The following is a 26139-nucleotide window of genomic DNA, read 5'->3' on the forward strand; positions in this document are numbered from 1 at the left end:
AGGTCCTCAGGAGGAGTAGCCGCCCTCGCGGGCGGCGGGGTTGGGCCGGGTGGTGGGAATCTCGCCGGCTTCGACGAGGCTCTTGAATCGCTTGAGCGCCTTGAGCGCGAGCAGCGAGGGCAGGGCGCCCAGCAGCTTCACGGCCTTCTCGCCCACCACGCCGCCCGGCGGGTCGAAGACGAAGCGGAGCGTCACCGACGTGCCCCAGTCCGCGGGCGCGCGGCGGAAGCGCACCCAGCCTTCATTGGGCAGCGCCGTGTCGCCCACGGAGCGCCAGCGCAGCAGCTCGCCGGGGTGCTCCTCCACCACCTCCGCGTCCCATTCCAGCGCCTTGCCGAACACGCCCGGCACCTTCCAGTGCTGCAGGCCGTCGCCGGAGGCGGTGACTTCGGCGAAGTGTCCCATGACCTGGTTGAGCGTCTCCGGGTCGCGCCAGCGGCGGTACAGCGCGTCCGGCGTGCCCTGGAGGGTGATGGAGCGCTGGAGCACCGTCAGCTCCACGGTGGTGTCCCGGCCCCGCTGCCGGCGGAGCGTGCGGACCACGACGCCGTGCTTGCGGACGTGAGGTTCCTGGTCGGTCCGGGTGCCGCGGAAGAGCAGGCCGCCACCGGCCAGGGCCATGGCCACGCCGCCCAGCCTGCCGCGCCGCAGTCCCAGCGTGAGCAGCGTGCCGCCGACCAGCGCCGAGGCCAGTTGGGGCAGGAGGGCCTCCGAATCGAAGCGCCGGCCGCGCTCCAGCAAGCGTCTGCCCCGGTCTCCGAGGCGGGCTCCTGGCGGCTGAATCGTGTCGCGCATGGCGGGGGCTCCTCCAGGGCGGGCATCCGTCCCGCCACCGGAGAAACGTTGGGGGAGCCCGGGGGGATGACAACCCCGGGGAGGCGGGCCTCGCGAGGCGGGAGGCCCCGGGACGCCAGGAGGCTCATGGCCTCCCCAAAGGCCACGGCCCGGCCGGGTGCCGTCGCCGGAGCCCCCCTCCGCGCGCCGCACTCGACCGGGCCATGGGACCGGGACCTCCGCGCTCGCGTGCGGCGGAGGCGCCCGGCTCAGCTCAGCGAAGGAACGTCAGTTCTCCGGGAAGGCCGTCCAGCCGGCCAGCCAGTTCTCGCTGCCCACCGCGCCCACGAAGCGGGCGGAGGGGTCGAAGCCCGCCGGCGGCGTGGCCGCGTTGTCCGGGTTCAGCGCGGGCGAGCCGGCGGCCGGGGCGAAGTCCGGCGCCGTCAGGTTCCGCGCGTCGGTGAGCTGCGGATCCATCACGCGGTTGTTCAGGCCCGAGGCGAGCACCTTCGCCGGCTCGTCGAAGTTGGACGCGTCCGGGTTGGTGATGTTGCCGCTGGAGTCCACCGTGGGGTTCGGCGCCGCGGGGATGGAGGCGGTGTCGCCGCGGTTGCTCCAGAAGAACGAGTTGCGCAGGTACAGCTCCGGCGTGGCCGCGTTCCACAGGGCCGCGGAGGCCGTGCCGCTCACGTCCACGGCGAAGTCGGCGAAGTGCGCGACGATGACGTTGTTCAGCTTGCCGCCGGCGCCGGTGTTGAACACCATGCCCGCCTGCGCCGGGCTGATGCCCGACTGCCGGCCCGAGCCGATGAACGTCGCGTTCCAGATTTCCGGCGCGGAGCGCGGCGTGGCCGCGTTGTCGTTCCGGTTGCCGGACGCCTCGATGCCGTAGTTGCCCACCTGCGAGTTCTGCTGGATGACGAGGAACTGGATGCTGCCGTTGTAGCCCAGGTCGTAGTCCAGCGAGTCGTCATCCGCCTGGGTGACTACGGCGTGCGACAGGCTCGCCGAGCCGCCGAAGAACTCGATGCCGTCGTCGGCGCCCTTGTGCACCTGGATGAAGTCCAGGTCGGTGTCGGAGCCGCAGCCGGCCACGGTGAGGCCGTTGAGCTCGTTGTCCTCGGCCAGCTCGAAGCCGGCGAACTCGATGCGGACGTAGTTCAGCACGCCGCAGTCATGCGTGGCGTCGGGGGAGGCGCCGCCGCCGTAGCGGGTCAGCTCGTTGCCCTCGGAGGCGAAGAAGCCCTCCACGGTGTTCTCGCCACCGGCGACGTTGACGTGTCCCTTGCCCAGGAGGACCACGCCGCCCCAGTTGCCCGGCGCGCGGGCGCCCTCGGGACGCGAGCTGGTGAAGACGATGGGGTTCTGCGCCGTGCCCACCGCGTGGATGCGCGCGTTGCGGGTGATGACGAGCGCGCTGCCCTCGTCACCGAGGATGCGGGCGCCCGGCTCGATGGTGAGCGTGCCGCTCTCCACGAAGACGTAGTTCTTCAGCGTGTACGTGTGGCCCGTCTTCCAGGTGGTGTCCTGGGTGATGTTGGCGGACACGTCCTCGGTGGTGTCCGGGTTGCCAGGGTTGTTGGGGTTGTTGGGGGGGGCGTCGTCGTCGCCGCAGGCGGGCGTGAAGGCAAGAGCGGAGAGCGTCAGGACGGAGGCGAAGAGGCGCTTCATGGGTGTTCTTCCTTCTGCGGGTTAGAGGGACCAGCCCAGCGACGCGCTGAAGGCGACGCCGGGCTTGTACGACTGCACGACCACCGAGTCCTGGCGGAGCGTGACGGAGGAGTTGAGCAGGTTGGCCGCGGTGAGCTTGAGCTGCGCGGAGCCGAGCTGCTGGGCCACGGAGATGTCCAGGCGGTGGAAGGGGCGCTCGTAGACGTCGGGGAGCCGCTGGACGCCGACCTCGCTGATGCGCGGGCCGTAGACGTTGTAGAGGACGGTGAACTCGGTGCCGCTTCCGGGCCGCTGGTAGCCGACGTTGAGGTTGATGACGTAGGGCGACTGGCCCTGGAGCGGCCGGCGCCGGTTCGTCTGCGCGCCGACGACGTTGTCGCCCAGGTCCACCTCGGACTGGATGAGCGTGAGGTTGGCGCCCACGCGCACGTCACGCAGGGACTCGGTGAGGCGCCCCAGGGAGGCGCGGGCCTCCAGCTCCAGGCCGTAGGTGTCCGCGCCGGCGGCGTTCCGGTAGGTGAGGTCCTGCGCCTCCGGGTTGTTGATGACGCGCTCGATGGGGTTGACGAAGCGCTTGTAGAAGGCGCTGGCGGCCAGCACCTCGTTCTCACCCGCGAACCACTCGACGCGCGCGTCCACGTTGTGGATGCGCGTCTGCTCCAGGTCCGGGTTGCCGGACACGTTCCGGCGGCGCACGAAGTCGAAGTAGATGAAGGGCGCCAGCTCGCGGAAGGTGGGCCGCGCCAGCGTGTAGCTGTAGCCGGCGCGCAGGTTCACCGTGGGGGTGAGCGCGTAGATGGCGTTGAGGGCCGGCAGCAGGTTCGCGTAGTCGGCGCGGTTCTCCGTGTCAGCGGCGCCGGTGAACGGGTCCTTGAGCGTCAGCACCTGGTGGGAGGACTCCAGGCGCAGGCCGCCCACCAGGCGCAGGGCCTCCAGGGGCTGGGTGTCCGCGGAGACGTAACCGGAGAAGACGCCCAGGTACGCGTCATACGCGTCATCGGCGCGGGTGGAGTCGCGCACGGTGATACCGGTGCCCAGGTTCTCCGGCGCGAAGAGCTGCTCGGGCGGGAGCGTGCGGTCCACGGGCGTGTTGCCCAGGATGTAGCGGAAGCGGCGCGCGTTGAAGTCGCGGAAGGACACCTGGGCCAGGCCACCGGCCTTCAGCTTCACGGCGGACAGGGGCAGGGTGAGGTTGACGGTGCCGCCCGTGGACGTCTCCCCCAGCTCGGCGAAGAAGCGCTCGCCGCTGTTGGGCTGGTTGGGGAAGGTGGGGAGCGCGCCGGGGACGTTGAAGTTGCTGCTGTAGAGCGTGTCGCGGGTGTCCGGCTCGTCACGGTCGACGCGGGACACGTTGGCCTGCCAGTCCAGCTCCGCGTCGCCCAGCAGCCCCAGGCGGTGGAAGCCGCGGAGCTGGTTGAAGAAGAGCTGGCGGCTGACGAACTGGAGCCGCGTGCTCTCGTAGCGCTCGGTCCGGACGAGGTTGTTGGCCGTCGCCGTGTGCGTGCGCGTGTCGGTGCCGCGGGTGTAGAGGCCGAACCAGGTCAGCTCGTTGTCGCGGTCCAACTGGAAGCCCACGCTGCCCAGGCCGCTGAGGCTGGCCGTCTCGAAGCCCTGCGTGTTGTTGGCCGACTCGAAGGCGTAGAGGGTGTCCGTCTCGTCGCGGGAGGCGCGGGCGAAGGTGCCCTCCTGGACGCCGTCGCGGTGGCCGTAGTTGGCGCTGGCCAGGTAGCCCAGGCGGCTGTTGCCGAAGCGCAGGGTGTCACCCACCGACACGCCCAGGCCCATGTTGGGCAGCGCCGTGGTGCGGCGGGCCTGCCAGATGTTGGGGAAGCTGCGGTACTGCTGCGCGAGCACCTCGCTGGACTCGCCGGAGGCGCCGAGCTGGCTGTCGCGCGGAATCGCATTGGGGAGCTGGCGGCTGCTGCTGGGGAAGCCCAGCGCCTCGCCGAAGCCGCCCTGGCGCTGGCTGTTGCGCTCGCGGAACGTCGTCACGGAGTCGCCGCCCAGGCTGATGCGCGGCTTGAACTCGAACTCGCTGGGGTAGGAGTTGGTCTCGATGAGCAGCGTGCCGCCGCCGAAGGTGCCGGGCAGGTCCGGCGTGTAGCTCTTCACCACGTTGAGGTTGGCGAGCAGGTTGGTGGGGAAGATGTCCAGCGGGACGCTGGGCTCGTCCGGCTCCGGGCTGGGCAGGAGCGCGCCGTTGAGCAGCGTGGTGCTGTAGCGGCCACCCAGGCCGCGCAGCAGCACGTAGCGGCCGTCCACCACCGTGGCGCTCACCACGCGCTTCACCGCGTCGCCGGCGCTGGAGTCCGGCGTGCGCGCGATTTCCTGCGCGCTGATGGCGTCCGACACGGCGGCGGCCTTCCTGCGCTCCTGGAGCAGCGCGCCCTCGGCCCGGCGGTCCGCGCGGGCCTCGACGACGACCTCCTGCACCGCGCCTTCGTCCGCGCCCAGCGCGACGTCCAGCCTGGTGGCCTTGCCCTTGTTCACGATGACGCCGGTGATGCGGCGGCCCTGGTACACGTCATAGAAGACGCGCAGGTCGTACTTCCCGGGCGGCAGCGCCACCCGGTAGAAGCCGTCCAGGTCCGTGAGCACCTGCTTCTGCGCGCCGGTGACGACCTTCACGGTGGCCTCGATGAGGCCCTCGCCGTTGGCCTCGTCCGTCACGCGGCCGTGGATGCCGGTGAAGCCCGGGGGCGGCACGGCGGACTCGGCCAGCATCGCCTCGTCGCCCATGTCTTCCATGGATGCGTCGGCGGGCGCCGCGGGCTGCTGCGCGGTCGGGTCGGCCTCGGTGCCGGGCTGCGCGGCCGTCGGCGCGGGAGTGGCACCCGGCTGCTGCGCGGTGGGCGCCGTTTCGGTGCCAGGCTGCTGCGCGGTGGGCGCCGTTTCGGTGCCAGGCTGCTGCGCGGTGGGCGCGGTCTCCGTGCCCGGCTGCTGCGCAGTAGGAGCAGGAGCAACGCCCGGCTGCTGCGCAGTAGGCGCAGGCGCAACGCCCGGCTGCTGCGCGGTAGGAGCAGGCGCGACGCCCGGCTGCTGCGCGGTGGGCGCTGCGGGCTGCTGCGTGGACGGATCAGTCGCGGCGGGCGTCTGCTGCGTGGACGGCGGTTGGGATTCCTCGGGTTCAGGAAGCGGTTGCGTGACGGGGTCGACCGCGGGAGCGGGAGCCGAGCCCGGAACGCCGGGCGCCTGCGCGAAAACAGGCGTAGCTGTCATGACAAGCGCGGCCAGGAAGGCGCGCAAGGGGGCGGTGCGAGACAACACGACACTCCTTGCCGAGGTGCGCGTAGAGAACGCGACACGCATGGCATCTGGATGAAGGGGCTGTGACGATTCAGGCGGCGGACCGCAAACTCGGCGTCACGGTCCGCCGCGGCGCTGCATCAATTCGCGAGCTTGTCCGGCAGCACGCCAATGGTGATGTCCCCGCCTCGCGCGAGGTCCAGCACATCCATGGCGGCGCCGTACGGCACGTCATCACTGGCGTCGAAGAACACAATCTTGTCCGGGCGCGCGTTGAGCATGCGCTGCAGCCGGGCCACGACCTGGTCGCGGGGCACCTCTTCCCGGTTGATGCGCAGCACGCCGGACCTGTCCACCGTGAGGACCACCGGTGGCAGTGCATCGGGAGGAGGCGGCGGGGCCTCCTTGTCATCACCCTTGGCGGGCACCGTCATCCACATCTGCTTCGTCATCAGCGGGGTGACGACCATGAAGATGATGAGGAGGACGAGCACCACGTCCACCAGGGGCGTCACGTTCATCGCGGGGCGGATGCCGCCTTTGCCGCCGCCTCCGAGGTCGAATGCCATGGCGAGTGCTCCTAGTTCTTCTTCTTGTCGACGACCTGCAGGTTGATGCCGGGGAAGCCCAGCTCCTGCATGGCCTTGAAGAGGCCGCGCACCTCGGCGTAGCGCACGCCGCGGTCCGCCTTGAGCACCACCGGCGAGTCCGGGTCCTTGGCGCGCACGGCCTTCAGCTCGGCCATGAGCGCGTCGCGCTGGAGCTCCTTGCGGTCCAGGTAGAAGGCGCCCGTCGCGGAGAGGCTCACCGTGGTGGGCGTCAGCTCCTTGTTCTCCTGGTCCGGGTTCGTCGCGGTGGGCAGGTCCACCGCGGCGCCGGACTCAATCTGGGGCGTGACGACCATGAAGATGATGAGGAGGACGAGCACGACGTCCACCAGGGGCGTCACGTTCATCTCCGGCGTCAGGCTCCTACGCGGGGTGGACATCGCGGGACTCCTTGCGAGCGGCCAGCTCCGGCCCCGTGGCCACCGCGGCGCCGTGGGTGGCGGCCGTCTTCTGGGGCCCCAGGTCCTCCAGGTAGTCCATGAACTCGCTCCGCGCGGTGTCCAGGGAGAGCTGGAGCGCGTCGGCGCGGGTGGAGAGGAAGTTGAACATCAGCACCGCGGGGATGGCGACGAGCAGCCCCAGCGCCGTGACGACGAGCGCCTCGGCGATGCCGGCGGACACCGCGCCCAGGCCGCCCGAGCCCTCCTTGGCGATGCCGGAGAAGGCCTCGATGATGCCCACCACCGTGCCGAGCAGACCGACGAAGGGCGCCACCGAGCCGACGGTGGCCAGCACGGACATGCCGCGGCGCACGTCCGCGCTGACGCGCTCGTTGATGCGGACCAGCTCACGGCGGGTGAGCTCCACCGGGCCCAGCTTGCCGGCCGGCGCGCGGGACTTGTTGAGGAAGTGCTTCATGCCACCACCCAGCAGCATGGCCAGGTGGCTGCCCTGGGTGGCCTCCGCCTCCTGCACCAGCGCCTCGTGCTGGTGCTGGGTGAGCAGGGGGCCGGCGCGGGACGCGAAGCGCTTGGAGATGGAGCGCGAGCGGAAGAAGACGAAGAGGCGTTCGAAGAACACCGCGAGGGACGCGACGGCGAAGAGGATGAGCGTCCACGCGATACCCAGCGCGAACACACCCATGTGGTTGTAGATGTCCCTGAGATTGAAATTCATGACGGGTTGCTCCTGGGGGGCAGGTGCGAGTGAGGCGGTGACGGCCTACGACTTGAGACGGAACGGAACCTTGAAGATGCGGAACACGGCGGTGGGCTGACCGGCGACGATGGCGGGCTTGAAGCGCCACGTCTTCGCGGCGGCCATGGCGGCGCTGGCGAAGGGCTCGTCGCCGCGCATCACCCGGAGCTGACTGACGCGGCCGTCCACGCCCACCACGCCCTTGAGGATGACCATGCCTTCCAGGCCCTTGGAGCGGGCCTCGGCGGGGTACTCGGGCGTGAGGTTGGAGGACAGCGGCTGCGGCGGCGTGCCGGACTCCGGGAGGTTGATGGGCGCGGCGCGGCCACCACCGCCCGCGAGCGTGTCACCGCCGGGGACGCCACCCACCACGCCACCCGGGACGAGCGCGCCGGTGCCGCCCACGGCGATGGGCGCGGCGGCCACCGCCTCCGTCGCGGCCTCGGGCGGCTTCTCCAGCGGCACTTCCTTGGGAACGACGATGTTGGCGGGCGCCACGGTGGGCGCGGCCGGAGGCGGTGCCTTCGCCGCCGCGGGCGGCGCGGGCCTGGGCGCGAGCTTCGGCTTGGGGGCCGGAGGCGGAGGAGGCGGTGGTTTGACTTCAACCACCGGCGGTGGAGGAGGCGGGGGCGGAGGACGGAACACCACGTCCATGCCCTTCTTCTCCTTGATGACTTCCGTCACCTTGCCGGCCGCGGTGACGGCGGCAATGCCCATCAGCGCGAAGACGGCAACGGACGCCGTGGTGGAGAGCGCGAACCGCCGCGCCGAGTGGACGTCCGGGCCGCTGTCGAAGGTGTCGAACATGACTGGACGCGCATATAGCGACGCCATGTGTCGGGCCTGTCCGGTCCCCGTGACACTTTGCTTCCATCACCTTGACGGACGCGTCACGGCGCGAGCCCGCCACCCGAGCAACGTGGCAGGCGTGACACGGCGTCAGCGTCCACTGCCGCGCGCGGTGCGCCCAGGCGGCGCATCTGCGGCAGCAGGGCGATGAGCAGCACCGTGTAGACGAGCGGGAAGGGACGCCACTGGAGCACCTGGCGGCTCCACTCCAGCCCCATCACCGTGTCCGAGACGAGCGCGCCCGTGAGGGCGATGAGCGCCACCAGCGCCAGGTTGCCGCGGTGGCGGCTCTCCACCGCGGCGTGGAGCAACGGCCAGGCGAGGACGTAGTTCGCGCGCCACGCCAGCGGTGACAGCAGGGTGACACCCAGGCAACACACCGCGAGGAGGTGCGCTGGCCCGGGTCTTGCCCACACCACGGCGGCGACGAAGAGGATCAGCGCCAAGGCCTGCGCCAGCGACATGTCGCCGGGAGCCACCACGGTGTCGGGCGGGTACACCAGCGCCAGCAGCAGGGTGGGCAGGCCCTGCGTGTTGTGCTGGAGCGCCCAGGGCGGCGTGGTGCGGGCCAGCGTGTCGCTCCAGAGCTGGAACTGCGTCAGCGTGCCGTCCCAGCCATAGCGGGCGAAGGTGGGCAGGGTGAGCGCCAGGCCCACCACCGCGGTGGCGCCGATGACGCGCCAGTGCCGGCGCCACAGGAAGAAGAGGCCGACGAGGGCGGCGGGCGGCTTGAGCAGGAAGGCGACGGCGAAGGCGGCGCCGGGACGCCACACCTGTCCGCGCTCGGCGCCCCACGCGGACAGGAGGATGAGCAGCAGGATGACGGCGTCCACCTGCCCGTAGAACAGCTCCAGGGTGAAGGCGGGCAGCAGGGTCAGCGTCGTCAGGACCGGCGCCCAGGCCCAGGGGGCGGCGCCTCGCGTCGGACGCGTGGCGCGCAGGGTGAGCCGGGCCACGGCGACCAGCGCGGCGATGGAGCCCAGGTTCCACAGGGCCACGGCGGCGCGCGCGGGGAGCAGCGTGAAGGGAAGGAAGAGCGGCGCGGTGATGGGCGCGTACTTGAACGGCATGTGGCCGTCGGACAGGCGGTAGATGTCCGAGGCCTCCCAGAAGCGCTCCGCCGCCATGAGGTAGACGCGGAAGTCCACGCCTCTGCGGGGATGCTGGCCCACGGCGACGGCGGCCACCGCCAGCACGGCCAGCACGAGCCACCAGGCCTGGCGCGCCCAGGGCGCCCCCCCTCCAGGAATTGTCCCCTCACCCGCGGCCGGTGGGGGGGATTCGGAGCCAGGCGGCTCCGGAGCGACGGCGGTCATCGGAAGGGAGGGGTGGGGTGGGCAGCGGCACCATTTCACGCCCGGCCCCACGCACGCAACGGAGGGGCCCGCGCCTACAGGCCGTATGCCTCCAGGAGCTTCAGCCACACCTCGCTCATGGTGGGGAACGACGGCACCGCGTGCCAGAGCGTGTCGAGCGGCACCTCGCCCGCCACGGCGATGGTGGCCGCATGAAGCATCTCTCCCACCTCTGGCCCGGTGAAGGTGGCGCCCACCAGGACGCGGCGCTGCTCGTCCACCACCCACTTCACGGTGCCCGTGAGGCCCTTGCCCACCAGCGCGGTGCCGGACACGTCCTGGAGGTTCTTCTCCACCGTGCGCACCGGCAGCCCGGCTTCCCGCGCCTTGGCTTCCGTCAGGCCCACGCTGGCCACCTGCGGGTGGGTGAAGATGACTTGCGGGGTGGCCTTCGCGTCCGCCCAGGCCCTTGCCTGCCTGCCCGCGATGACGTCGCCCACCTGGCGCGCCTGGTACTTGCCCATGTGGGTGAGGAGGTTGCGGCCGTTGACGTCGCCGCAGGCGTAGAGCCAGCCGCCTTCCACGCCCTTCGCGCGGAGCTGGTCATCCACCTCCACGGGCTTGCCGCCTTCCAGCCCCACCGCCTCCAGGCCGACTCCCTCCGTGCGGGGGATGCGGCCCATGGCCACCAGGATTTCGTCCGCGACGACCTGCTCGCCATTCGACAGCGTCACCGTCACCTCGCCCTTGCCGCCAGGCCGCTGCACGCCCTTCACCGTCGCCCCCAGCAGCACGCGCGCGCCGGCGTCCCGCAGCGCCTGGGCCACCTGCTCGCCCGCGAAGGGCTCCGCGCGGGACAGCAGGCCCTTCCCGCGCTGCACCAGCGTCACCTCGGAGCCCAGCGAGCGCCACGCCTGGGCCAGCTCCACCGCCACGGCGCCCCCGCCCAGCACCACCAGCCGCCTGGGCACGCTCCTGGCCGCGGTGCCCTGGCGGTTGTCCCAGGGCTGGGCGTCCTTCAGCCCGGGGATGTCCGGGATGCGCGGGCGGCTGCCGGTGGCCAGCACCACGGCCTTGCGGGCTTCCAGCTCGCGCACGGTGCCGTCCTTGCTCTCCACGCGCACCTTGCGCGGGCCGGTGAGCTTGCCGGTGCCCCGCACCACCTTCAGCTTCGCCTCCTCGGCCCACTTCACCTGGGAGTCGTCGTCGTAGTTGCTGACCATTGAATCCCGGTGGGCCAGCACCGCGCGCGCGTCGATGCCGCCTTGCAGCTTCTCGCGCACGCCCACGGCATGCTCCGCCAGGGACCGGACCTCCCCCGGGCGCAGCAGGGCCTTGCTGGGGATGCAGGCCCAGTACGAGCACTCGCCGCCGAGCAGCTCATGCTCCACCAGCGCCACGGACAGCCCGGCCTCCGCCGCGCGCGCACCGGCGACCTCTCCCGCGGGCCCCGCCCCAATCACCACCACGTCGAACGCTTCCGCCATGTGCCTTCACCTCCTGCCCGCTGCGTAGCGCGGCGGCGGGCGGTGCCCACGGCCGCGTTGAGACGCACGTCCGCTGCTGGAAAGTGAGGGTGGCCACCCTCCGACACCGGACACAGGGCCTGGGCCCGGAGGGTGGCTGGCTGTCAGGCCTGCCCGCGTCCGGCCGTCCCGGCCCGGCGCTTGACGCGGGCAAGGAGGCGGTCGCATCTTGTTCGCGCAGCATCACGGTCCGCGCGGGAGTCACGCACGCGGCGGGAGGTGTGCCATGGGACGTGTCTTGAATGGAGTCTCGGGTCGCTCCGCGCTGAACGTGCTGAACCCGGTGGGCCGCCTCCCTCGCTGAGCGGGACGGAGCGCGTCTCCAGAGCCTCGGGTACGGCCTGCGCGCGGAGCCTGCGTCTGCGTGCAATGGGCCGGCGTGTGCCTCGTGGACCGCTGACGGCGTGAAGCCGGGAGCGCACGAGGCGCACGCGCGGCCTTCTGGGAACCGTTCGTCCTCTCATGTCCTCTTCCAGCAATCGCCGTACCCCGTCGTCGCGCCACCTGCGCGTGCAGTCCCATCTGTCCCAGGAAGTCTCCCGGACCTTCCGGGGTGAGCTGTCCGACCCGCGGCTGGAGGGCGTCGCGCTGGCGTCCTTCGAGCTGTCGCCGGATGGCCGCCTCGTCCGCATCGGCTACACCGTCACGCCCGAAGCCGCGGCGGGCGGCCTTCGGCCCCTGCAGGTGGCGCTCGAGGGCGCCAGCGGCTACCTGCGCTCACAGCTCGCGGAGCACCTGAACCTCAAGCGGGTGCCGCAGCTTCGCTTCATCTACATCGGCGTCGCGGAGCCCTCGCCCGGGGCGCCGGAGGAGGGCGAGTCATGACGCTGCCCCGCCTCCTCCCAGCCGCGCCGGGCGGCCGTCCCATCCTCGTCTGGGCGCGCGCGCTGCCTCCCGGCGCGGAGAAGCAGCTCCGTCACCTCGCCGCCCAGCCCTATGTCGTGGAGCACGTGGCCGCCATGCCGGACCTCCACGTCGCCTCCGGCATCGCCGTGGGCACCGTCTTCGCCACCGAGCACCACGTCGTGCCCGGGGCGCTGGGCGGGGACCTGGGCTGCGGCGTGAGCGCCTGGCGCTTCCCGCTCACCACGGGCCTCCCCGGCCGGGACGTGCTGGAGCGCGTGCTGTCCCGGCTGGCCGAGCGCATCCCCGTGGGCGACGCCGTCCACCGGGGCCGGGGGCTGCCCCTGCCCGACGCGCTGGCGTCACCGCCCCTGTCCACCGGAAAGCTGAGCCATGCCTGGGAGCGGCTGGCGCCCAGGCACCTGGGGACGCTCGGTGGCGGCAACCACTTCCTCGAACTGGACCGGGACGCGGAAGGGGCGCTCTGGTTGCTGTTGCACACCGGCTCGCGCGGCGTCGGCGCGGCCATCGCGGACCACCATGTGCGGGTGGCCCGGGCGCTCGGGGAAGGCAGCCTGCCGGGCCTGAGCACGCGCACCCCCGAGGGCGCGGCCTGTGTCGCTGACACGCGGTGGGCCTGCCGCTTCGCGCTCGCCAACCGGGAGGCCATCGCCGCCCGCGCGCTGGACGTCCTGGAGGAAGCCCTGGGCGTGGCCGCCGACGCCGCGTCCCGCGTGGACGTGCACCACAACCACGTCGCACAGGAGGAACACGGCGGCCGCCTGCTGTGGGTCCACCGCAAGGGCGCGGTGGGGCTCGAGGCCGGGCAGCGCGGGCTCATCCCCGGCTCCATGGGCACGGCGTCCTACGTGGTGGAGGGCCGGGGCGAGCCGCGCGCCTTCCGCTCCTGCTCACACGGGGCGGGCCGCGTCCTCTCGCGCTCGGAGGCGCGGGCGCGCATCCGCCCGGCGGCGCTGGAGCACCTGCTGCGCCGCGTGGTGTACGCGCGCGAACGCGCCGCCACGCTGGTGGAGGAGGCCCCCGCCGCCTACCGGGACATCACCGAGGTGCTGGAGGACGAGGCCGACCTCGTCCGCCCCTTGACGCGCCTCACGCCGCTCGCCGTCCTCAAGGGCTGACCGGGCGCGGGCCGCCCCTGGCGGAAATCCGGGGGCGGCTTTACCTGGGGTGTAATGGGAGCACCACAATGCGCCCGGCTCCAGCCACCTTCGGAGCCCGGGCGAGGGGTCCAGTGGCTGACATTGCAGGGAACCGCGTCAGGGGAGTTCCCCGCACCCGCCGGGATGCCGTACACTCGGCCACCAGAAGTACACGAGAGAACCTGCTGGGGCGTCGTCTAATGGCAGGACATCAGACTTTGACTCTGAGTATCAAGGTTCGAATCCTTGCGCCCCAGCCACTCCGCTCCGGGGGGACGCGGTAGCCAAGCGTCCGTCCCGTGCATGAAGGACGGTGGGCCGATGCCGCAAAAGACACTCCTTCTGGTCTCCGTGGGTAGCCCGCCCGTTTCTCTGTTGAGGGACCTGCAGGACCCGCTGGCGGCGCACGTGGGTGTCGCGGCCGTGGTGTCGAAGACGGTGCTCCCGACGCCCGCCTACGCCTTCAACAAGGACCGCGGCCAGTACCACTGCAACGCCATCATGCGGCGGCTCACGCCCATGATGGAGCCCGGCCAGTTCGCGGTGCTGGGCATCACCGACGTGGACCTCTTCGTCCCGGACTCCCCCTTCGTCTTCGGGGAGGCGGACCGCGAGTCGAAGACGGCGGTGATGAGCCTCCACCGCCTGGCCCAGGGCGCCACCAGCGATACGCTGCGGCGCCGCGCGCAGGTGGAGGTGGTGCACCAGGCGGGGCACCTGCTCGGGTTGTCCTACTGCGAGGACCCGCGGTGCGTGATGTTCTTCGCGCAGACGCCGCAGGACTGCGACCGCAAGCAGCTCTCGCTCTGCAACCTCTGCCGCAACGAGCTCCAGAAGCTCAACCGCTGACGTTCTCCGTGCGTTGAATCACCCGTGGCGCGTTGACGTCGGTCCCGGTGCGCCCTGTAGTACGGGGCTCTCTTACGGCCGGGACGCGGAGTGACGACGATGACGGGCAAGCGGAGGTTCCTCGGAGCAGCGGTATTGGCGGTGGGGATGCTGGGGGGCTGCGAGCCCCTGGACGACGGCGGTGGCGGCACCATCGGGGACGTCGAATTCACCCGCGGCTTCGCCTTCGTGCGCGAGGATGACCGCAACGTCTACGTGGTGGACGACGACGGCGACGCCAACAGCCCGCAGCGGCTCACCAGCGTGGGCGGCGCCTACTGGCCCTCCGTGTCGCGTGACGGCCGCGGCGTGGTGTTCGTCCAGCGCAGCGGCGGCGCCACCTCGCTGCTGACGGTGCCCACCACCGGCGGGACGCCGGCCACCCTGTTCCGGGCGAACGACCCGGCGTGCGCGCGCGGCTGCGCCAACTTCCGCACGCCCACCTTCAGCCCGGACGGCCGCAGCGTCGTCTTCGTCTTTTCGCCGGCCAACAGCTCGCAGACGGCGTTGGCGCGCATCAACACGGATGGCAGCGGCTTCCAGGACCTCACGCCCAACAACGTCATCGCCTACGGCGCGCCGTCCTTCGTGCCCAATGGCAGCGCGGTGGTGGCGGGCGCGGGCAGCGGCCTGAACCAACTGGACCAGCTTGCCTACGTGCCGCTCAACGGCGGCGCCATCACCTACTCCTCCCTGAGCGCCGGGGTGCAGTTCGTGGAGAACCGCGTGGCGGTGTCGCCCAACGGCTCGCAGGTGGCGGTGGACGGGAGGCTCTCCTCCGGGGGCACGCGCGTCTTCGTGGCGCCGCTGTCGGGCTCCAACGTGGGCGGGCTCCAGCGCGTCACCAGCAGCGGGGCGGGCTCCGAGGAGTCGTGGCCGAGCTGGACGGGGAACAGCCAGCTCGGCTTCCTCATCACCTCCGGCGGCGGTGACCCGGCCATCTACCGGGCGAACCTGGGCACGGGCTCGGTGTCGCTGGCGGTGCCCAGCGCCACGGAGCCGTCCTACGGGCCCATCTGACGTAGGCCGTCGAGGGCGTCCCCCGCGTGGCCAGGCTCGGGCCATGCGGGGTGGCGCCGGTGCCGCCCGCCGGGCATTCAAGGGCGGCGCTTCGGGCCTGATTCGCGCCGCGGGGGGCGCCTGCGGTAGCCTGACGCATGGAGATGCAGGCATGAGCGTGTCACCCGACAGCAAGTCCCTTGCCTCTGGCTCGCCGTCCCAGGAGCCCATCCTGGGGAGCCGGGCGGGCCACCTGGCCGGCTTCAATGCCAGCGGCGCGGTGCTGGTGGACTTCCCGGGGAGCGCCTCGGGCCCGGTGCCCGCGCGGCTCGCCGTCGTCGTGGAGCCCAAGGCGCTCCAGGCCGCCGTCGCCCAGCGGCAGAAGGTGGTGCTCCTCTTCGAGAACGGCGACGCCCGGCTGCCCTTCGTCATGGGGCTCATCCAGGAGCCCAGCGCCACGCCGCTGCTGGACGCGCTGCTGGAGGCGCCGCCCCAGGAGGCCGCGCCGCGGCCCACGGAGGCCCACGTCGACGGCAAGCGCGTCGTCATCGAGGGCCAGGACGAGGTCGTCCTCAAGTGCGGCGAGGCCAGCATCACCCTGCGCCGCAACGGCAAGGTCATCGTGAAGGGCACCTACCTGGAGTCGCGCGCCACCGGCACCCACCGCATCAAGGGCGGCACGGTGGAAATCAACTGAAGCGCCGGGCGTAGGGTGACGTGGGCTGGCTGGCCCGCGCCGGGTCGGCGAGCCGGCCTCGCCTCGGACGGGGCCATGCGGCGTGTGCCGCCTTGGGGCCCCGACGTGAGGCCGGGAGGCGGCCAGGGCACGGGGCGTCCCCGCGGCGACTGGCGCCCCGGTGCCCCAAGGCGCGATGCTGCCGCGCGGAGGTCTGACGATGTCCCTCTTCGATGCCGTGCTCGCGGGCGACCGTGACGCCGTGGAGTCCCACCTGTCCGCTGGCGCGGACCCGAACCCCTTTGATGAAGAGGGGCGCACGCCGCTGATGGCCGCGGCCCGCGCGGGACGGGCGGACCTGGTGCGGCTCCTGCTGGAGGCGGGCGCGGAGCCCGACCTGACGGATTCCATCGGCGAGTCCGCGCTCATCATGGCCGCCGCGCACGGCCACGCCGAGGTCTGCCAGTGGCTGATGCCCCACGCGCGTGACGACGAGCAGGACCTGGCGCGCACGCTACTCTCCGGCCTGGGCATCACGGACCTGCGCCTGGACGCGCCGCCCCCGCCGGACAACAGCTTCCGCCGCAAGCTCGCCTCGGCGGGGGCCTACGTCTCCGGCAAGCTGGGGGACGCCGGCGCCACGAAGCGGCTGGAGCGCGTGTTCCGCTCGGAGAAGCAGCGCAAGCCCTAGAAGCGGCGAAGGCCCGGGGCTTCGCGGTGGAAGCCTCCGGGCCCTCGTGCGTGCCGCGAAGCGGGCGGGCCCTTTGCGCGGGCCCGCCACACCGGCGCTACTCCGGCTTGGCGCTCACCGTGGCGCCGGGGGCCACGGTGCCCACCGCGCCGCTCTTCGTCTCCAGCGCGTCGGCCACCAGCTCGGTGATGTCCTTGATTTTGATGTTCTCCTCGCGGCCGGTGTCGTTCACCGCGTCGGAGAGCATCGTGGAGCAGAACGGGCACGCCACCGCGACGATGCCGCTGCCGCCCTTGTCCTTGTAGTCGCCCACCTGGCCCGGCTTCTTCTTGTCCGCGGCGTTGGGGAAGGGCGTGCTCGGGTCCTCGGCGTGCTTCAGCGTCAGCGCGGCCTCGTTCAACCGGTTGTGGTTGATGCGCGTGCCAAGGTGCTCCTCCATCCACATGCGGCCGCCGCCGGCGCCGCAGCAGAAGCCCTCGCGCTTGCTGCGCTGCATCTCCACCACCTCGAGCCCGGGGATGGCGTTGAGCACCTCGCGGGGGGCGTCATAGACGCCGTTGTGGCGGCCCAGGTAGCAGGGGTCGTGGTAGGTGAGCTTGCTGTTCATCACCGCGGAGAGCTTGATGCGCTTCTCCTTCAGCAGCTCGTTGATGAGCTGCGTGTGGTTGATGACGCGGTACTCGCCGCCGAACTCCGGGTACTCGTTCTTGATGGTGTTGAAGCAGTGCGGGCACTGGGTGATGACGGCCTTCACGCCCATCGAGTTCCACGACTCGACGTTCGTCTTCGCCATCGTCTGGAACAGGTACTCGTTGCCCATGCGGCGCGCGGAGTCGCCGTTGCACATCTCCTGCTTGGACAACGTGGCGAAGCTCACGCCCGCCTCGCGCAGAATCTTCACCAGCGCGCGGCTGACCTTCTTCTGCTTGTCGTCGTAGCTGCCCGCGCAGCCCACGAAGAAGAGGTACTCGTAGGGGCCGCCGTCGTCACCCCACGTGGGCAGCGCCAGGTCCTCCGCCCACTCGTCGCGCCTGTCCTGTCCCAGGCCCCAGGGGTTGCCCTGGCGCTCGATGCCCTCGAACACGCGCTGGATTTCCGGCGGGAACTCCGCCTTCACCTGCACCTGGTAGCGGCGCATGTCGATGAGGCGCGGCACGTTCTCGATGAACACCGGGCAGGCCTGCTCGCACCAGCCGCAGCTCGTGCACGCCCACACCGTCTCCGCGGACAGCGCGCTGCCCACGATTTCCGGCAGCGGCTCCTTGATGCCGTTGGGGCCGTAGCCTTCCTCCACCCACTGCTCGTTGTCCCAGATCCAGTGCTTCAGGTCCTGGTTGACGCCCTTGTGCGTGAGGGGCTTGCCGGTGATGTACGTGGGACAGTGCGTCTGGCAGCGGCCGCACTCCGTACAGGAGTACAGGTCCATGCCCTGCTTCCACGTCAGGTCCTTCACCGTGGCCGCGCCGAACTCCTCCTTCTCCAGGTCCGGCGTGGGCAGCTTGCCGGTGGAGTGCGTGCGCTGGAAGAAGACGGTCGGCAGGCCGGTGATGATGTGGAAGTGCTTGCCAATGGGCAGGAAGTTCAGGAACGCCAGGATGATGACCAGGTGGGTCCAGAAGCCGGCCACGCCCACCACGTGCGCGGCCGTGGCGCCCAGCGGCATCATCGCCAGGCCCGTCAGGCTGGTGAACGGCTCCCACCACACCAGCGCGGCCGGGGACTGGGGCACCTGCGTGGCGCCCATCTGCACCTGCTGCGCGGCGGCGGCGTGCTGGGCCACCATGTGGCTGCCACCGAAGAGGAACTCGGAGACCATCAGGCCGCCGATGAAGCCCAGGATGAGGTACGCCTCCCACGACGGCGTCATGCGGTCCGGCTTCACCTTCCAGCGCACCCAGACGTAGTAGGCCACGCCCAGCAGGGCCAGCGCGGCGACCACGTCCTTGGCCAGCAGGTAGACCTTGTACAGGCCGAGCAGCAGCGTCTGATCCACCCAGAACGGGTGGCTCAGGTCCGTCAGCACCTCCAGCGCCGTGGACGAGAAGCCCATGGCGAAGAGCATGACGGTGCGCACCGCCAGCACCATGAAGGCCGCGTAGATGAGCACGTGGAACAGGCCCGGGGTGAACTCCTCCGGATCCACCAGGCGCTTCTGGCCAAGGCCGAAGCGCACCAGCTGCGCCACGCGGAAGGGGATGTTGTCGAGCCGGTTCTCCTTCTTCATCGCGAGCAGGACGCCCACGCGACCGGACATGGTCATCACGAAGATGGGAACGGCGAGGGCTAGCAACAGGCCGGTGATGATGGGACTCATGGGACTCTGAGGACCTCTAGGGCGCGGCGGATGGGCCCGGGCTGCCGCGGCGCGGCAAATTCTTGAGTACGCTTCAACCCTAACAGGGGTGATTCGCGAATCAAGCACCCTGCTGCCCCAGGCGTCCTTCACTGGAGAACCCCGGGCGGGTCCGCCGGGGGGAGGGCGGCCATCGCACGGATTTACCGGTGTGAAGCCGCCGCCGGGCACCTGCTGAAAATGCGCGCCGGTAAACCGCGGAGGGCTTCCCTGCCGGGTCCCCAGGACTTACCTTGTGCGATTGCCACGGGCTCTGTCCGACGTCTGACGGTTCGTAACTGCCTGGAAGTACAAGCTCTCACTGCTGGAGAGCGGGCAGGTAGGCGGACGGGCTCCACGGCGCCTGGAACTTTGAGACCCCAAGGGCTTTACAACGCGGGGCGACATCCCCAACATGGTCGGTAAATCGGTCAACGCCTGCTTGAGCGGGCCTCGCATGGGGCGAGCCCGGGTCGACCGAAGCGGGATGCCCCCCTCCACCAGGGTGGCCTCCAGAGGAGCCGACGATGGTTCACGACGACACCACGTACATGGACGATGAAGGGTTGCCTTATGTGGATCCGCGGCAGGACGCCGACGCGGAGTCTTCGGGGGCCGACGAGGGCGCGCCCGGCCGCCGTTGGGGCTACGCCGAGGAGTCCTGGGGCGGCTGGAGCGCGGCTGAGTAGTTCGCGGCCCCCGCGGCCGGTGGAAGCGCGGGGGCACTCGCGGTAACCGGGGCGACGGATGCCCGCGTGGTGGCTCCCGCGACGGTGAGCCCCCGGGCCCCCCCTTGCTCCAAAGCACGACTCCCGACATTCTCAGACCCCGCAGCCTGCCCGTGGGCGTCCCCCGCTCCCGTGCGTTGTGGCCCATGAGACTTCCGGCATCGGGGGCGCTCCGCCCTCGCAGATTGATTCGCGGCACAATGCCTCGTGCGACCACGGGGGAGTACGTATGAAGCAGACGGCCTGGGCAGTGGAGCGTGACGGCGAGCACGGCCGCGAGGTGCTCCTCCTCGTCACCCTGGAGGCCGACGCCGACGCCCCGCGCGCCCCCGTGGCCATCAACCTGGCGTTGGATCGCAGCGCCTCCATGCGCGGCGTGCCGCTGCTCGCCGCGGTGCAGGCCGCCCAGGCGCTCGTCGAGCGCGCCAGCCCCCGGGACTACCTGGGCCTGCTCACCTTCGACGCGGAGCCCGAGCAGGTCCTCCCCATGCGCGCCATGGACGCCAGCGCCCGCGCGCAGCTCCTCAAGGTGCTCGCGCGCCTGGAGTCCGGCGAGGGGACCGCCCTGCACGAGGCCGTGGAGCGCGCCTCGGAGGCCGCCCGCCGCGTGCTCGTGCCCGGCGCCCGGCCCCAGGTGCTGATGCTCACCGACGGCGAGCCCTCCGTGGGCCCGTCGCAGCTCGCCGAGTTCAAGACGCTGGGCGCCCGCGTCGCCGAGTCCGGCGTCATGCTCCACGCGCTGGGCCTGGGCCGCCACTACCTGCCCGACGTCCTGGAGGCCCTCACCAGCCCCTCCGGCACCGGCTTCGTGCACGTGGATGACCCGGAAGGGCTGCCCATGGCCGTGGGCCAGCTCGGCGCCGAGCTCTTCGGTGAGGTCGTCGCCGACGCGCGCGTGCACGTGCTGCCCTCGGGCTTCGCCGACGTCCGCTGCCGCCACCGCTATCCCTCGCGCGTGGAGGGAGACGCCATGAGCGCCACCCTGGGCGCCGTCTCCCAGGCCTTCCCGCGCCGGGTCCTCTTCTCCGGCATGCTGGGGGAGGCGGAGTGGAACCTGGGGGTGACGACGTCCTACTCCGAGCACGGCGACACGCGGCGCATCACCATCCCGGTGACGCGCGTGTTGCCCGACAGCGAGGCGGGCCGCTTCGTGCGCGCCGTCGCCTCCGAGCTGGACCTGGTCGCCGCCGAGGCCACCGCGTGGAAGGCCCTGGGCCGCCGTCACCAGGACGCCGCGGAGCGGGCGCTGGAGGCCGCCGACGTGGCCCTCTACAAGCTCGCGCGGCTGGGCGCATCCGACGTGCCCGCGCAGCGCCACGTGGAGCGGCTGGCGGACCTGCGCCGGGTGATTGAGCGCCGCGCCAACCAGAACCCCGCCCTGGTGATGCGCCGCGCGCACTCCGAGGTCTCCCGCATCACCATGAGCCGCGTGGGCCCCGCCGCCCCCGCGCCCGCGCTGCTGCCCTGGAAGACCGAGGACTGACGGCCGACGCTCGGCCGCCCTCTGTGGGGTCATGACGTCTCTTCTGTGACGCTGTAACCCCTGGCCGTCCGCCTGGCAGAGGGCGTGGCGCGTCATCAGGGGGAATGCCCGCCTGCCCGGATGGTTCACTGTGCTCGGGGCCGGGTGTCTGCCGCTGGCGGGACGGCCTCCTCTGGGTTAACGGGAGTCGCATGACGCATCGGCGGTCCAAGAGGCTCGGCGTGGTTGGCGGAATCGGACTGCTGCTGGTGGCGGCGGTCGCGTGGGCGGAGCTGCCCGCGTCGGCCGTGGCCACGAGCGCGCCGGATGAAGGGGACCCGCGCATCGAGGGCGCCCTGCTGGTGGACGCGACCCAGGTGAAGCCGGGGGACACCTTCCGCGTGGGCGTGCGCTTCCGCTTGGACCCGGGCTGGCACGTCTACTGGAAGAACCCGGGTGACTCGGGCCTGGAGACGGAGGTCGCGTGGGACACGCCCGGCGTCACCGTGGGGCCGCTCCAGTGGCCCTTCCCGCACACCTTCCGCACGCCCGACGGCTTCATCACCACCCACGGCTACGACGGCGAGGCCATCCTCATCGCCGACGCCAAGGCCATGGAGGGCCCCACCACGGGGGTGTTGACGGTGTCCGCCGCCGTGGAGGCGCTGGTCTGCGAGGTGCACTGCATCCCCGCGGAGCTGGTGCTGACGCGCTCGCTTCCCCTGGGCCCCCAGACGGTGCGCGACGCCGAGACGGCGGCCGTCTTCGACGCGGAGCTGGCCAAGGTACCCCGTCCCGCCCGGGACAGCGGCCACGTGGCGACGCTGGCGCTGGACGCGCCCCAGCTCACGGCGGGCCAGGACTTCACCGGCACCCTCACCGTGACGGCCCCGGGCGGCGCGGCCGTGCCCGCGGTGGAGGGTGACTTCTTCGTCGCCGAGCGCATCCCGGGCGTGGCGCGCGTGGGACTGTCGGCGGAGGGACCGGGCCGCTTCAAGCTGAAGGGCAAGGCGGAGCCGGACGTGCAGGCCACCGCGCCGGGGCTGACGGGCGTGCTGCGCCTGGGCACGGCGGCCACCGGTTACCAGTACCTGGAGGTGACGGCGCCGCTGGCCCCCATGGTGGCGGCAAGTGGCGCGGCGGCGGGGACGCCGGCCGCGGTGAAGCCGCCGTCGGTGAAGGACAGCATCGCCGCGGTGAAGCCGGTGGGCGCCGCCGTCGCCACGCCGCCCGCGGCCGAGTCGTCCATGGGCCTGGGGCTGGCGCTGGTGTTCGCCTTCTTCGGCGGCGCGCTGCTCAACCTGATGCCGTGCGTGTTCCCCGTGCTGGCGCTCAAGGCCTACGGCTTCACGCGCATGGTGCAGCAGGAGCAGGGCCGCGTGGGCGCGCACGCGGCGGCCTACGCGGGCGGCATCATCGGCACCATGCTGCTGCTGGCGGGCGGCGTGCTGGCGGTGCGCGCGGGCGGGGCGAGCGTGGGCTGGGGCTTCCAGTTCCAGGAGCCGCTCTTCGTCGCGGGCGTCTGCGCGGTGCTGGTGGCCTTCGCGCTCAACCTCTTCGGCGTCTTCAACGTGGGCCTGGATGGCACCGCGCTGGCGGGCAAGGTGGACCAGAGCCACGGCCTGATGCACAGCGCCGGCGAGGGCGTGCTGGCCGTCGTCCTGGCCACGCCGTGCTCGGCGCCGCTGCTGGGCACCGCGGTGGGCTTCGCCTTCGCGGCCGGGCCCCTGACGGTGCTGGCCGTCTTCACCGCGCTGGGGCTGGGGCTCGCGCTGCCCTTCTGCGTGCTGGTGCTGGTGCCCGGGCTGGCCAAGAAGCTGCCCAGGCCGGGCGCGTGGATGGAGCGCTTCAAGCAGGTGCTGGGCTTCGCGCTGCTGGGCACCACCGTCTGGCTGGTGTGGGTGATGGGCGGGCTGGCCGGCGTGGACGGCATGGCGCGGCTGCTGGCGTTCCTGGTCGCGGTGGGGCTCGTCACGTGGCTGTATGGCCAGGGGCAGGCGCAGGATGGCGTGCGCAGGCTGGCCACGGTGGGAGTGGCCGCCGGTGTGCTGGTGGCGTCCGGCCTGTTGACGCTGCGCTTCGAGGACCAGGGCCCCGCGGCGGCGCCCCCGCTCGGGTCCGCGGTGGCCACGGCGCGGCCGTGGAGCGCGGACGCGGTGGACTCGGCGCTGGCCGCGGGCCAGCCGGTGTTCATCGACTTCACGGCGGACTGGTGCCTCACCTGCAAGTTCAACGAGCGCACCGTGCTGTCCACCGACGAGGTCCGTGACGCCTTCTCGAAGCACCAGGTGGCCTTCTTCATCGCGGACTGGACGCGCCGGGACGCGCGCATCACCGCCAAGCTGGCCGAGCATGGCCGGGCCGGTGTGCCCATGTACCTGGTGCTCAGCCCGGGCGCTCCCGCCACGCCGGAGGTGCTGCCGGAGTTGCTCACCCCGGGCCTGGTGTCGGACGCGGTGAAGCGCGCGGCGGAGTGCGCACCCTCGAAGCTGGGCGGCGGCGCGAACGTCCTCTGCGCCGCGGGCTTCCCCAATCACTGACAGCCGTGCCGTCTCTCCCCCGCAGTCTCAAGAACGCTGGAGGAACATCATGAAGCAGGTCTTCACCGCTCTCGCCGTGGGTACGTTGTTCGTGAGTGCGCCCGCTCTGGCTGACGCGGAGGTCGGCAAGCCCGCGCCGTCCTTCACGCTGAAGGACGAGTCCGGCAAGGAGCACACGCTGGCGCAGTACAAGGGCAAGGTCGTCGTGCTCGAGTGGACCAACCCCGAGTGCCCCTTCGTGCAGCGGCACTACAAGAGCGACACGATGGCCACCACGCTGAAGGGCTTCGACGCGAAGAAGGTCGTGTGGCTGGCGGTGGACTCCACCGCGCACAACACGCCGGCGAAGTCCGCGGCCTGGAAGAAGGAAGAGGGCTTCCCCTACCCGGTGCTCCAGGACGCGAGCGGCACGGTGGGCAAGTCCTACGGCGCGAAGACGACGCCGCACATGTACGTCATCGACGAGAAGGGCGTCGTCCGCTACGCGGGCGCCATCGACGATGACCCGCGCGGCAAGAACGCCAGGCCGTCCAACCACGTGAAGACGGCGGTGGACGCGGTGGTGGGCGGCCAGCAGGTCCCCACCAGCACCACCACGCCCTATGGCTGCTCGGTGAAGTACAAGAGCTAGCGCGAAGCGCGGCGGTGTTGATTCCCGAAGGCCCTCGTCCCGCGCTGGGGCGGGGGCCTTCTGCCTGTCCGGCGGGCGGTGGCGCCAGGGCAGGTGGCTTGCCCAGCGCGAGGAGGCTTCGGACCTTTCCCTCCGAAAGGGGAAACCACCATGGCCGACAACAAGGGCAGCCCCGTGCGGGGCGATGAGCGGATGGACACCACGCGCCCGGAGGAGCTGGAGCGCGAGGCGAGGCACCAGAAGGGCGCGGTGCGCGGCGACGTCACGGATGAGGACGTGGGCGAGGACCGCATCCTCCAGAAGGGAATCGGGGGCTACGGCGCCCAGGAGGGCACCGAGCCGGCGCGCGAGGCACCGCCGCTGAGTGACGAGCACGGACGCCGTTGAGCCGTGAGCGCGGGGGGCCTCTCCTGGGGGGCCATGTTGAAACCCGGCCGGGCCAACCTGGGGCGGCGTGCGCCCCGCGGCGGCGGTAGGGCGCATTGGGTCCTCGCGGCGTTGGGAGCCGGTCCGGTTCACCGGAGCGGGCGCGCCACGCGTGGGGGCCCAAGGGTCGCTTGGTCCGTGCCCCTGCGATGCGGAGGGCGTGCGCCCCACCCGTCGTGCCCGGCGTTCGCCTGCCCTGCGTCCGTGTCACGCGGAGGGCGTGCGCCCCGCCTCGCGCGGAATCGTGAGCCACGCGCACAGGGCGCCCACGGCGCACAGGCCGGCGGACACCCAGAGCGCGCGGCGGGTGCCCACCAGGAAGTCCACGCCGCTGTCGCCGGCCAGCCCGCCCAGCAGGGGCAGCAGCGCCACCGCGAGCAGTCCGGCGATGCGGGCCACGGCGTTGTTCACGCCAGAGGCGATGCCCGCGTAGCGGTCCTCGACGGCGCCGAGCACCACCGCCGTGAGGGGGCCCACGGTGAGCGCCAGGCCCAGGCCCAACACCCCGATGCCGGGCAGCACGGTGCTGACGTAGTCACCCCCACGCTGGATGCGCGTCAGCAGCGCCAGCCCCATGCCCGCCAGCAGCGGCCCCGCCGTCATCAGCGGCCTCGCGCCCAGGTGTCCCGCCAGCCGGCCCACCGGCGGTGAGAGCAGGAGCAGCAGCAGGGTGATGGGCAGCAACGCGGCCCCCGCGCCGAGCGCCGAATAGCCAAGCTGCTGCTGCAGGGCGAGCACCACCAGGAAGGTGGCCCCACCCAGCGCGAAGTACACGACGAGCGTGGTGAGGTTCGCGCCGGAGAAGGTCCGTGAGTGGAAGAGGGTGAGGGGAAGCATCGGGGCTCGCTGCCTCGCCTCCAACGCGAAGAAGCCCGCGAGCAGGACCGCGCCCACGAGGGCGGCGACGATGGCCGCCAGGGGCCACCCATGGGCGGGCCCTTCGATGAGCGCGTAGATGAGGCCTCCCAGGCCGAGCGCCGCCGTCACCGAGCCCGCGAGGTCCAACCCCCGCGTCCCCGCCTGTGGCGCGATGTCCGGAACGTGGCGCAGCGCCGCCCACGCGGTGAGCGCGGCCAGGGGCACGTTGAGGAAGAAGACGAAGCGCCACGAGCCCGCGTCCACGAGCCAGCCGCCCAGCAGCGGCCCCACGGCGGTGGTGACGCCGGACAGCCCGGCCCAGGCGGACACGGCGCGCTGCCGGTCCTCCGGCGGGAATGACGTGCGCAGCAGGGCGAGGCTCGCGGGCACCAGCAGCGCGGCCCCCACGCCCTGCGCGGCGCGGAAGGCGGCCAGCGTCCAGGCGCTCGGCGCCAGCCCGCACAGCACGGACGTGACGGTGAAGGCGAGCATGCCCAGCAGGAAGACGCGCCGCTGTCCCTTCGCGTCGCCCAGCGCCCCTCCCGTGAGCACCAGGGAGCCGAGCGTGAGCAGGTAGGCGTCCACCGCCCACTGCAGGCCGGACAGGCCCGTCTGGAGCTCCCGGCCCATGGCGGGCAGGGCGACGTTGACGGCCGTGGAGTCGAGGAACGCCATGCCGCTGCCCAGGACGCTCGCGAGCAACACGCCTCTGCCCCGGGGACTGTCATAGGCGACGGGGGTGCCGGGGGGAGTGGTGGCCATGGGGCTCTACCGTGCACCCGGGGCCGCGCGTGCGCCA

22 protein-coding genes and 1 tRNA gene are annotated in these 26139 nt (G+C 71.9%); 12 read left to right on the forward strand and 11 right to left on the reverse strand.

Annotation, left to right across the window (positions count from 1 at the left end; translation table 11 throughout):
- Positions 1-6 precede the first annotated feature (6 nt).
- The 9 genes from MYMAC_RS01505 to MYMAC_RS01545 all read right to left on the reverse strand — a co-directional run bounded on the left by MYMAC_RS01505 (position 7) and on the right by MYMAC_RS01545 (position 11067).
- A complete protein-coding gene (locus MYMAC_RS01505) occupies positions 7-795 on the reverse strand; it encodes an SRPBCC family protein (RefSeq protein WP_095956765.1) in 789 nt (262 codons plus the stop codon).
- 267 nt (positions 796-1062) lie between these two features.
- Positions 1063-2445, reverse strand: coding sequence for a hypothetical protein (locus MYMAC_RS01510; RefSeq protein ID WP_095956766.1), 1383 nt, complete (start codon positions 2443-2445; stop codon positions 1063-1065).
- Between the two features lie 21 nt (positions 2446-2466).
- Positions 2467-5754 (reverse strand): TonB-dependent receptor domain-containing protein, encoded by a 3288-nt coding sequence (locus tag MYMAC_RS01515; protein ID WP_095956767.1) that lies wholly within the window; start codon positions 5752-5754, stop codon positions 2467-2469.
- A gap of 77 nt (positions 5755-5831) precedes the next feature.
- Positions 5832-6260 (reverse strand): ExbD/TolR family protein, encoded by a 429-nt coding sequence (locus MYMAC_RS01520; RefSeq protein WP_013936543.1) that lies wholly within the window; start codon positions 6258-6260, stop codon positions 5832-5834.
- Between the two features lie 11 nt (positions 6261-6271).
- The gene (locus MYMAC_RS01525) at positions 6272-6679 is read right to left on the reverse strand and encodes an ExbD/TolR family protein (protein ID WP_095956768.1); all 408 of its coding nucleotides are present in this window, start codon (positions 6677-6679) and stop codon (positions 6272-6274) included.
- Positions 6663-7415: a MotA/TolQ/ExbB proton channel family protein gene (locus tag MYMAC_RS01530; protein WP_095956769.1), complete on the reverse strand. Its 753-nt coding sequence runs from the start codon at positions 7413-7415 to the stop codon at positions 6663-6665. Before MYMAC_RS01530 ends, MYMAC_RS01525 begins: the two co-directional genes overlap by 17 nt.
- Before the next feature lie 45 nt (positions 7416-7460).
- Positions 7461-8243, reverse strand: a complete 783-nt coding sequence (locus MYMAC_RS01535) for an energy transducer TonB (protein ID WP_239989270.1) — start codon at positions 8241-8243, stop codon at positions 7461-7463.
- Between the two features lie 83 nt (positions 8244-8326).
- Positions 8327-9490, reverse strand: a complete 1164-nt coding sequence (locus tag MYMAC_RS01540; RefSeq protein WP_204817319.1) for a glycosyltransferase family 87 protein — start codon at positions 9488-9490, stop codon at positions 8327-8329.
- Positions 9491-9675: 185 nt separating this feature from the next.
- A complete protein-coding gene (locus tag MYMAC_RS01545) occupies positions 9676-11067 on the reverse strand; it encodes a dihydrolipoyl dehydrogenase family protein (protein ID WP_013936538.1) in 1392 nt (463 codons plus the stop codon).
- A 501-nt stretch (positions 11068-11568) separates the two neighbouring features.
- On the opposite strand from MYMAC_RS01545, the gene MYMAC_RS01550 reads away from it, so the two are divergent.
- From MYMAC_RS01550 to MYMAC_RS01580, 7 genes are all read left to right on the forward strand, one after another.
- Positions 11569-11931: a ribosome-binding factor A gene (locus tag MYMAC_RS01550; protein ID WP_095956772.1), complete on the forward strand. Its 363-nt coding sequence runs from the start codon at positions 11569-11571 to the stop codon at positions 11929-11931.
- Positions 11928-13088: an RtcB family protein gene (locus MYMAC_RS01555; RefSeq protein WP_095956773.1), complete on the forward strand. Its 1161-nt coding sequence runs from the start codon at positions 11928-11930 to the stop codon at positions 13086-13088. The genes MYMAC_RS01550 and MYMAC_RS01555 overlap by 4 nt, the downstream gene beginning before the upstream one ends.
- A gap of 207 nt (positions 13089-13295) precedes the next feature.
- Positions 13296-13369 (forward strand) — tRNA-Gln (locus MYMAC_RS01560).
- A 61-nt stretch (positions 13370-13430) separates the two neighbouring features.
- Positions 13431-13958, forward strand: coding sequence for a non-proteolytic archaemetzincin-like protein (locus MYMAC_RS01565; protein ID WP_043709580.1), 528 nt, complete (start codon positions 13431-13433; stop codon positions 13956-13958).
- A gap of 90 nt (positions 13959-14048) precedes the next feature.
- A complete protein-coding gene (locus MYMAC_RS01570; protein ID WP_095956774.1) occupies positions 14049-15017 on the forward strand; it encodes a TolB-like translocation protein in 969 nt (322 codons plus the stop codon).
- A 151-nt stretch (positions 15018-15168) separates the two neighbouring features.
- Positions 15169-15693 (forward strand): DUF6484 domain-containing protein, encoded by a 525-nt coding sequence (locus MYMAC_RS01575; protein WP_095956775.1) that lies wholly within the window; start codon positions 15169-15171, stop codon positions 15691-15693.
- Positions 15694-15892: 199 nt separating this feature from the next.
- The gene (locus tag MYMAC_RS01580) at positions 15893-16363 is read left to right on the forward strand and encodes an ankyrin repeat domain-containing protein (protein WP_204817321.1); all 471 of its coding nucleotides are present in this window, start codon (positions 15893-15895) and stop codon (positions 16361-16363) included.
- 97 nt (positions 16364-16460) lie between these two features.
- Here the strand turns inward: MYMAC_RS01580 and MYMAC_RS01585 are convergent, their stop codons facing one another.
- A complete protein-coding gene (locus MYMAC_RS01585) occupies positions 16461-18677 on the reverse strand; it encodes a (Fe-S)-binding protein (RefSeq protein ID WP_095956777.1) in 2217 nt (738 codons plus the stop codon).
- Between the two features lie 545 nt (positions 18678-19222).
- Between MYMAC_RS01585 and MYMAC_RS37125 the strand changes: the two genes are divergently transcribed.
- The 5 genes from MYMAC_RS37125 (at position 19223) to MYMAC_RS01605 (ending at position 24443) form a co-directional block, all read left to right on the forward strand.
- Positions 19223-19384 (forward strand): hypothetical protein, encoded by a 162-nt coding sequence (locus MYMAC_RS37125; protein WP_170114691.1) that lies wholly within the window; start codon positions 19223-19225, stop codon positions 19382-19384.
- Positions 19385-19652: 268 nt separating this feature from the next.
- Entirely contained in the window at positions 19653-20906 is a 1254-nt protein-coding gene (locus MYMAC_RS01590; RefSeq protein WP_013936529.1) for a vWA domain-containing protein, read from the forward strand.
- Positions 20907-21097: 191 nt separating this feature from the next.
- Complete coding sequence (locus tag MYMAC_RS01595) at positions 21098-23425, forward strand: protein-disulfide reductase DsbD family protein (protein ID WP_095956778.1); 2328 nt, start codon at positions 21098-21100, stop codon at positions 23423-23425.
- A 49-nt stretch (positions 23426-23474) separates the two neighbouring features.
- On the forward strand, positions 23475-24056 hold the full coding sequence (locus MYMAC_RS01600) for a thioredoxin family protein (RefSeq protein ID WP_095956779.1): 582 nt from the start codon (positions 23475-23477) through the stop codon (positions 24054-24056).
- Between the two features lie 150 nt (positions 24057-24206).
- Positions 24207-24443, forward strand: coding sequence for a hypothetical protein (locus tag MYMAC_RS01605; RefSeq protein ID WP_095956780.1), 237 nt, complete (start codon positions 24207-24209; stop codon positions 24441-24443).
- A 246-nt stretch (positions 24444-24689) separates the two neighbouring features.
- Here MYMAC_RS01605 and MYMAC_RS01610 read toward each other — a convergent pair whose 3' ends face one another.
- Positions 24690-26102, reverse strand: a complete 1413-nt coding sequence (locus MYMAC_RS01610; protein ID WP_095956781.1) for a DHA2 family efflux MFS transporter permease subunit — start codon at positions 26100-26102, stop codon at positions 24690-24692.
- Positions 26103-26139: the final 37 nt, after the last annotated feature.

It is taken from the genome of Corallococcus macrosporus DSM 14697, assembly GCF_002305895.1.
Classification (GTDB): Bacteria; Myxococcota; Myxococcia; order Myxococcales; family Myxococcaceae; genus Myxococcus; species Myxococcus macrosporus.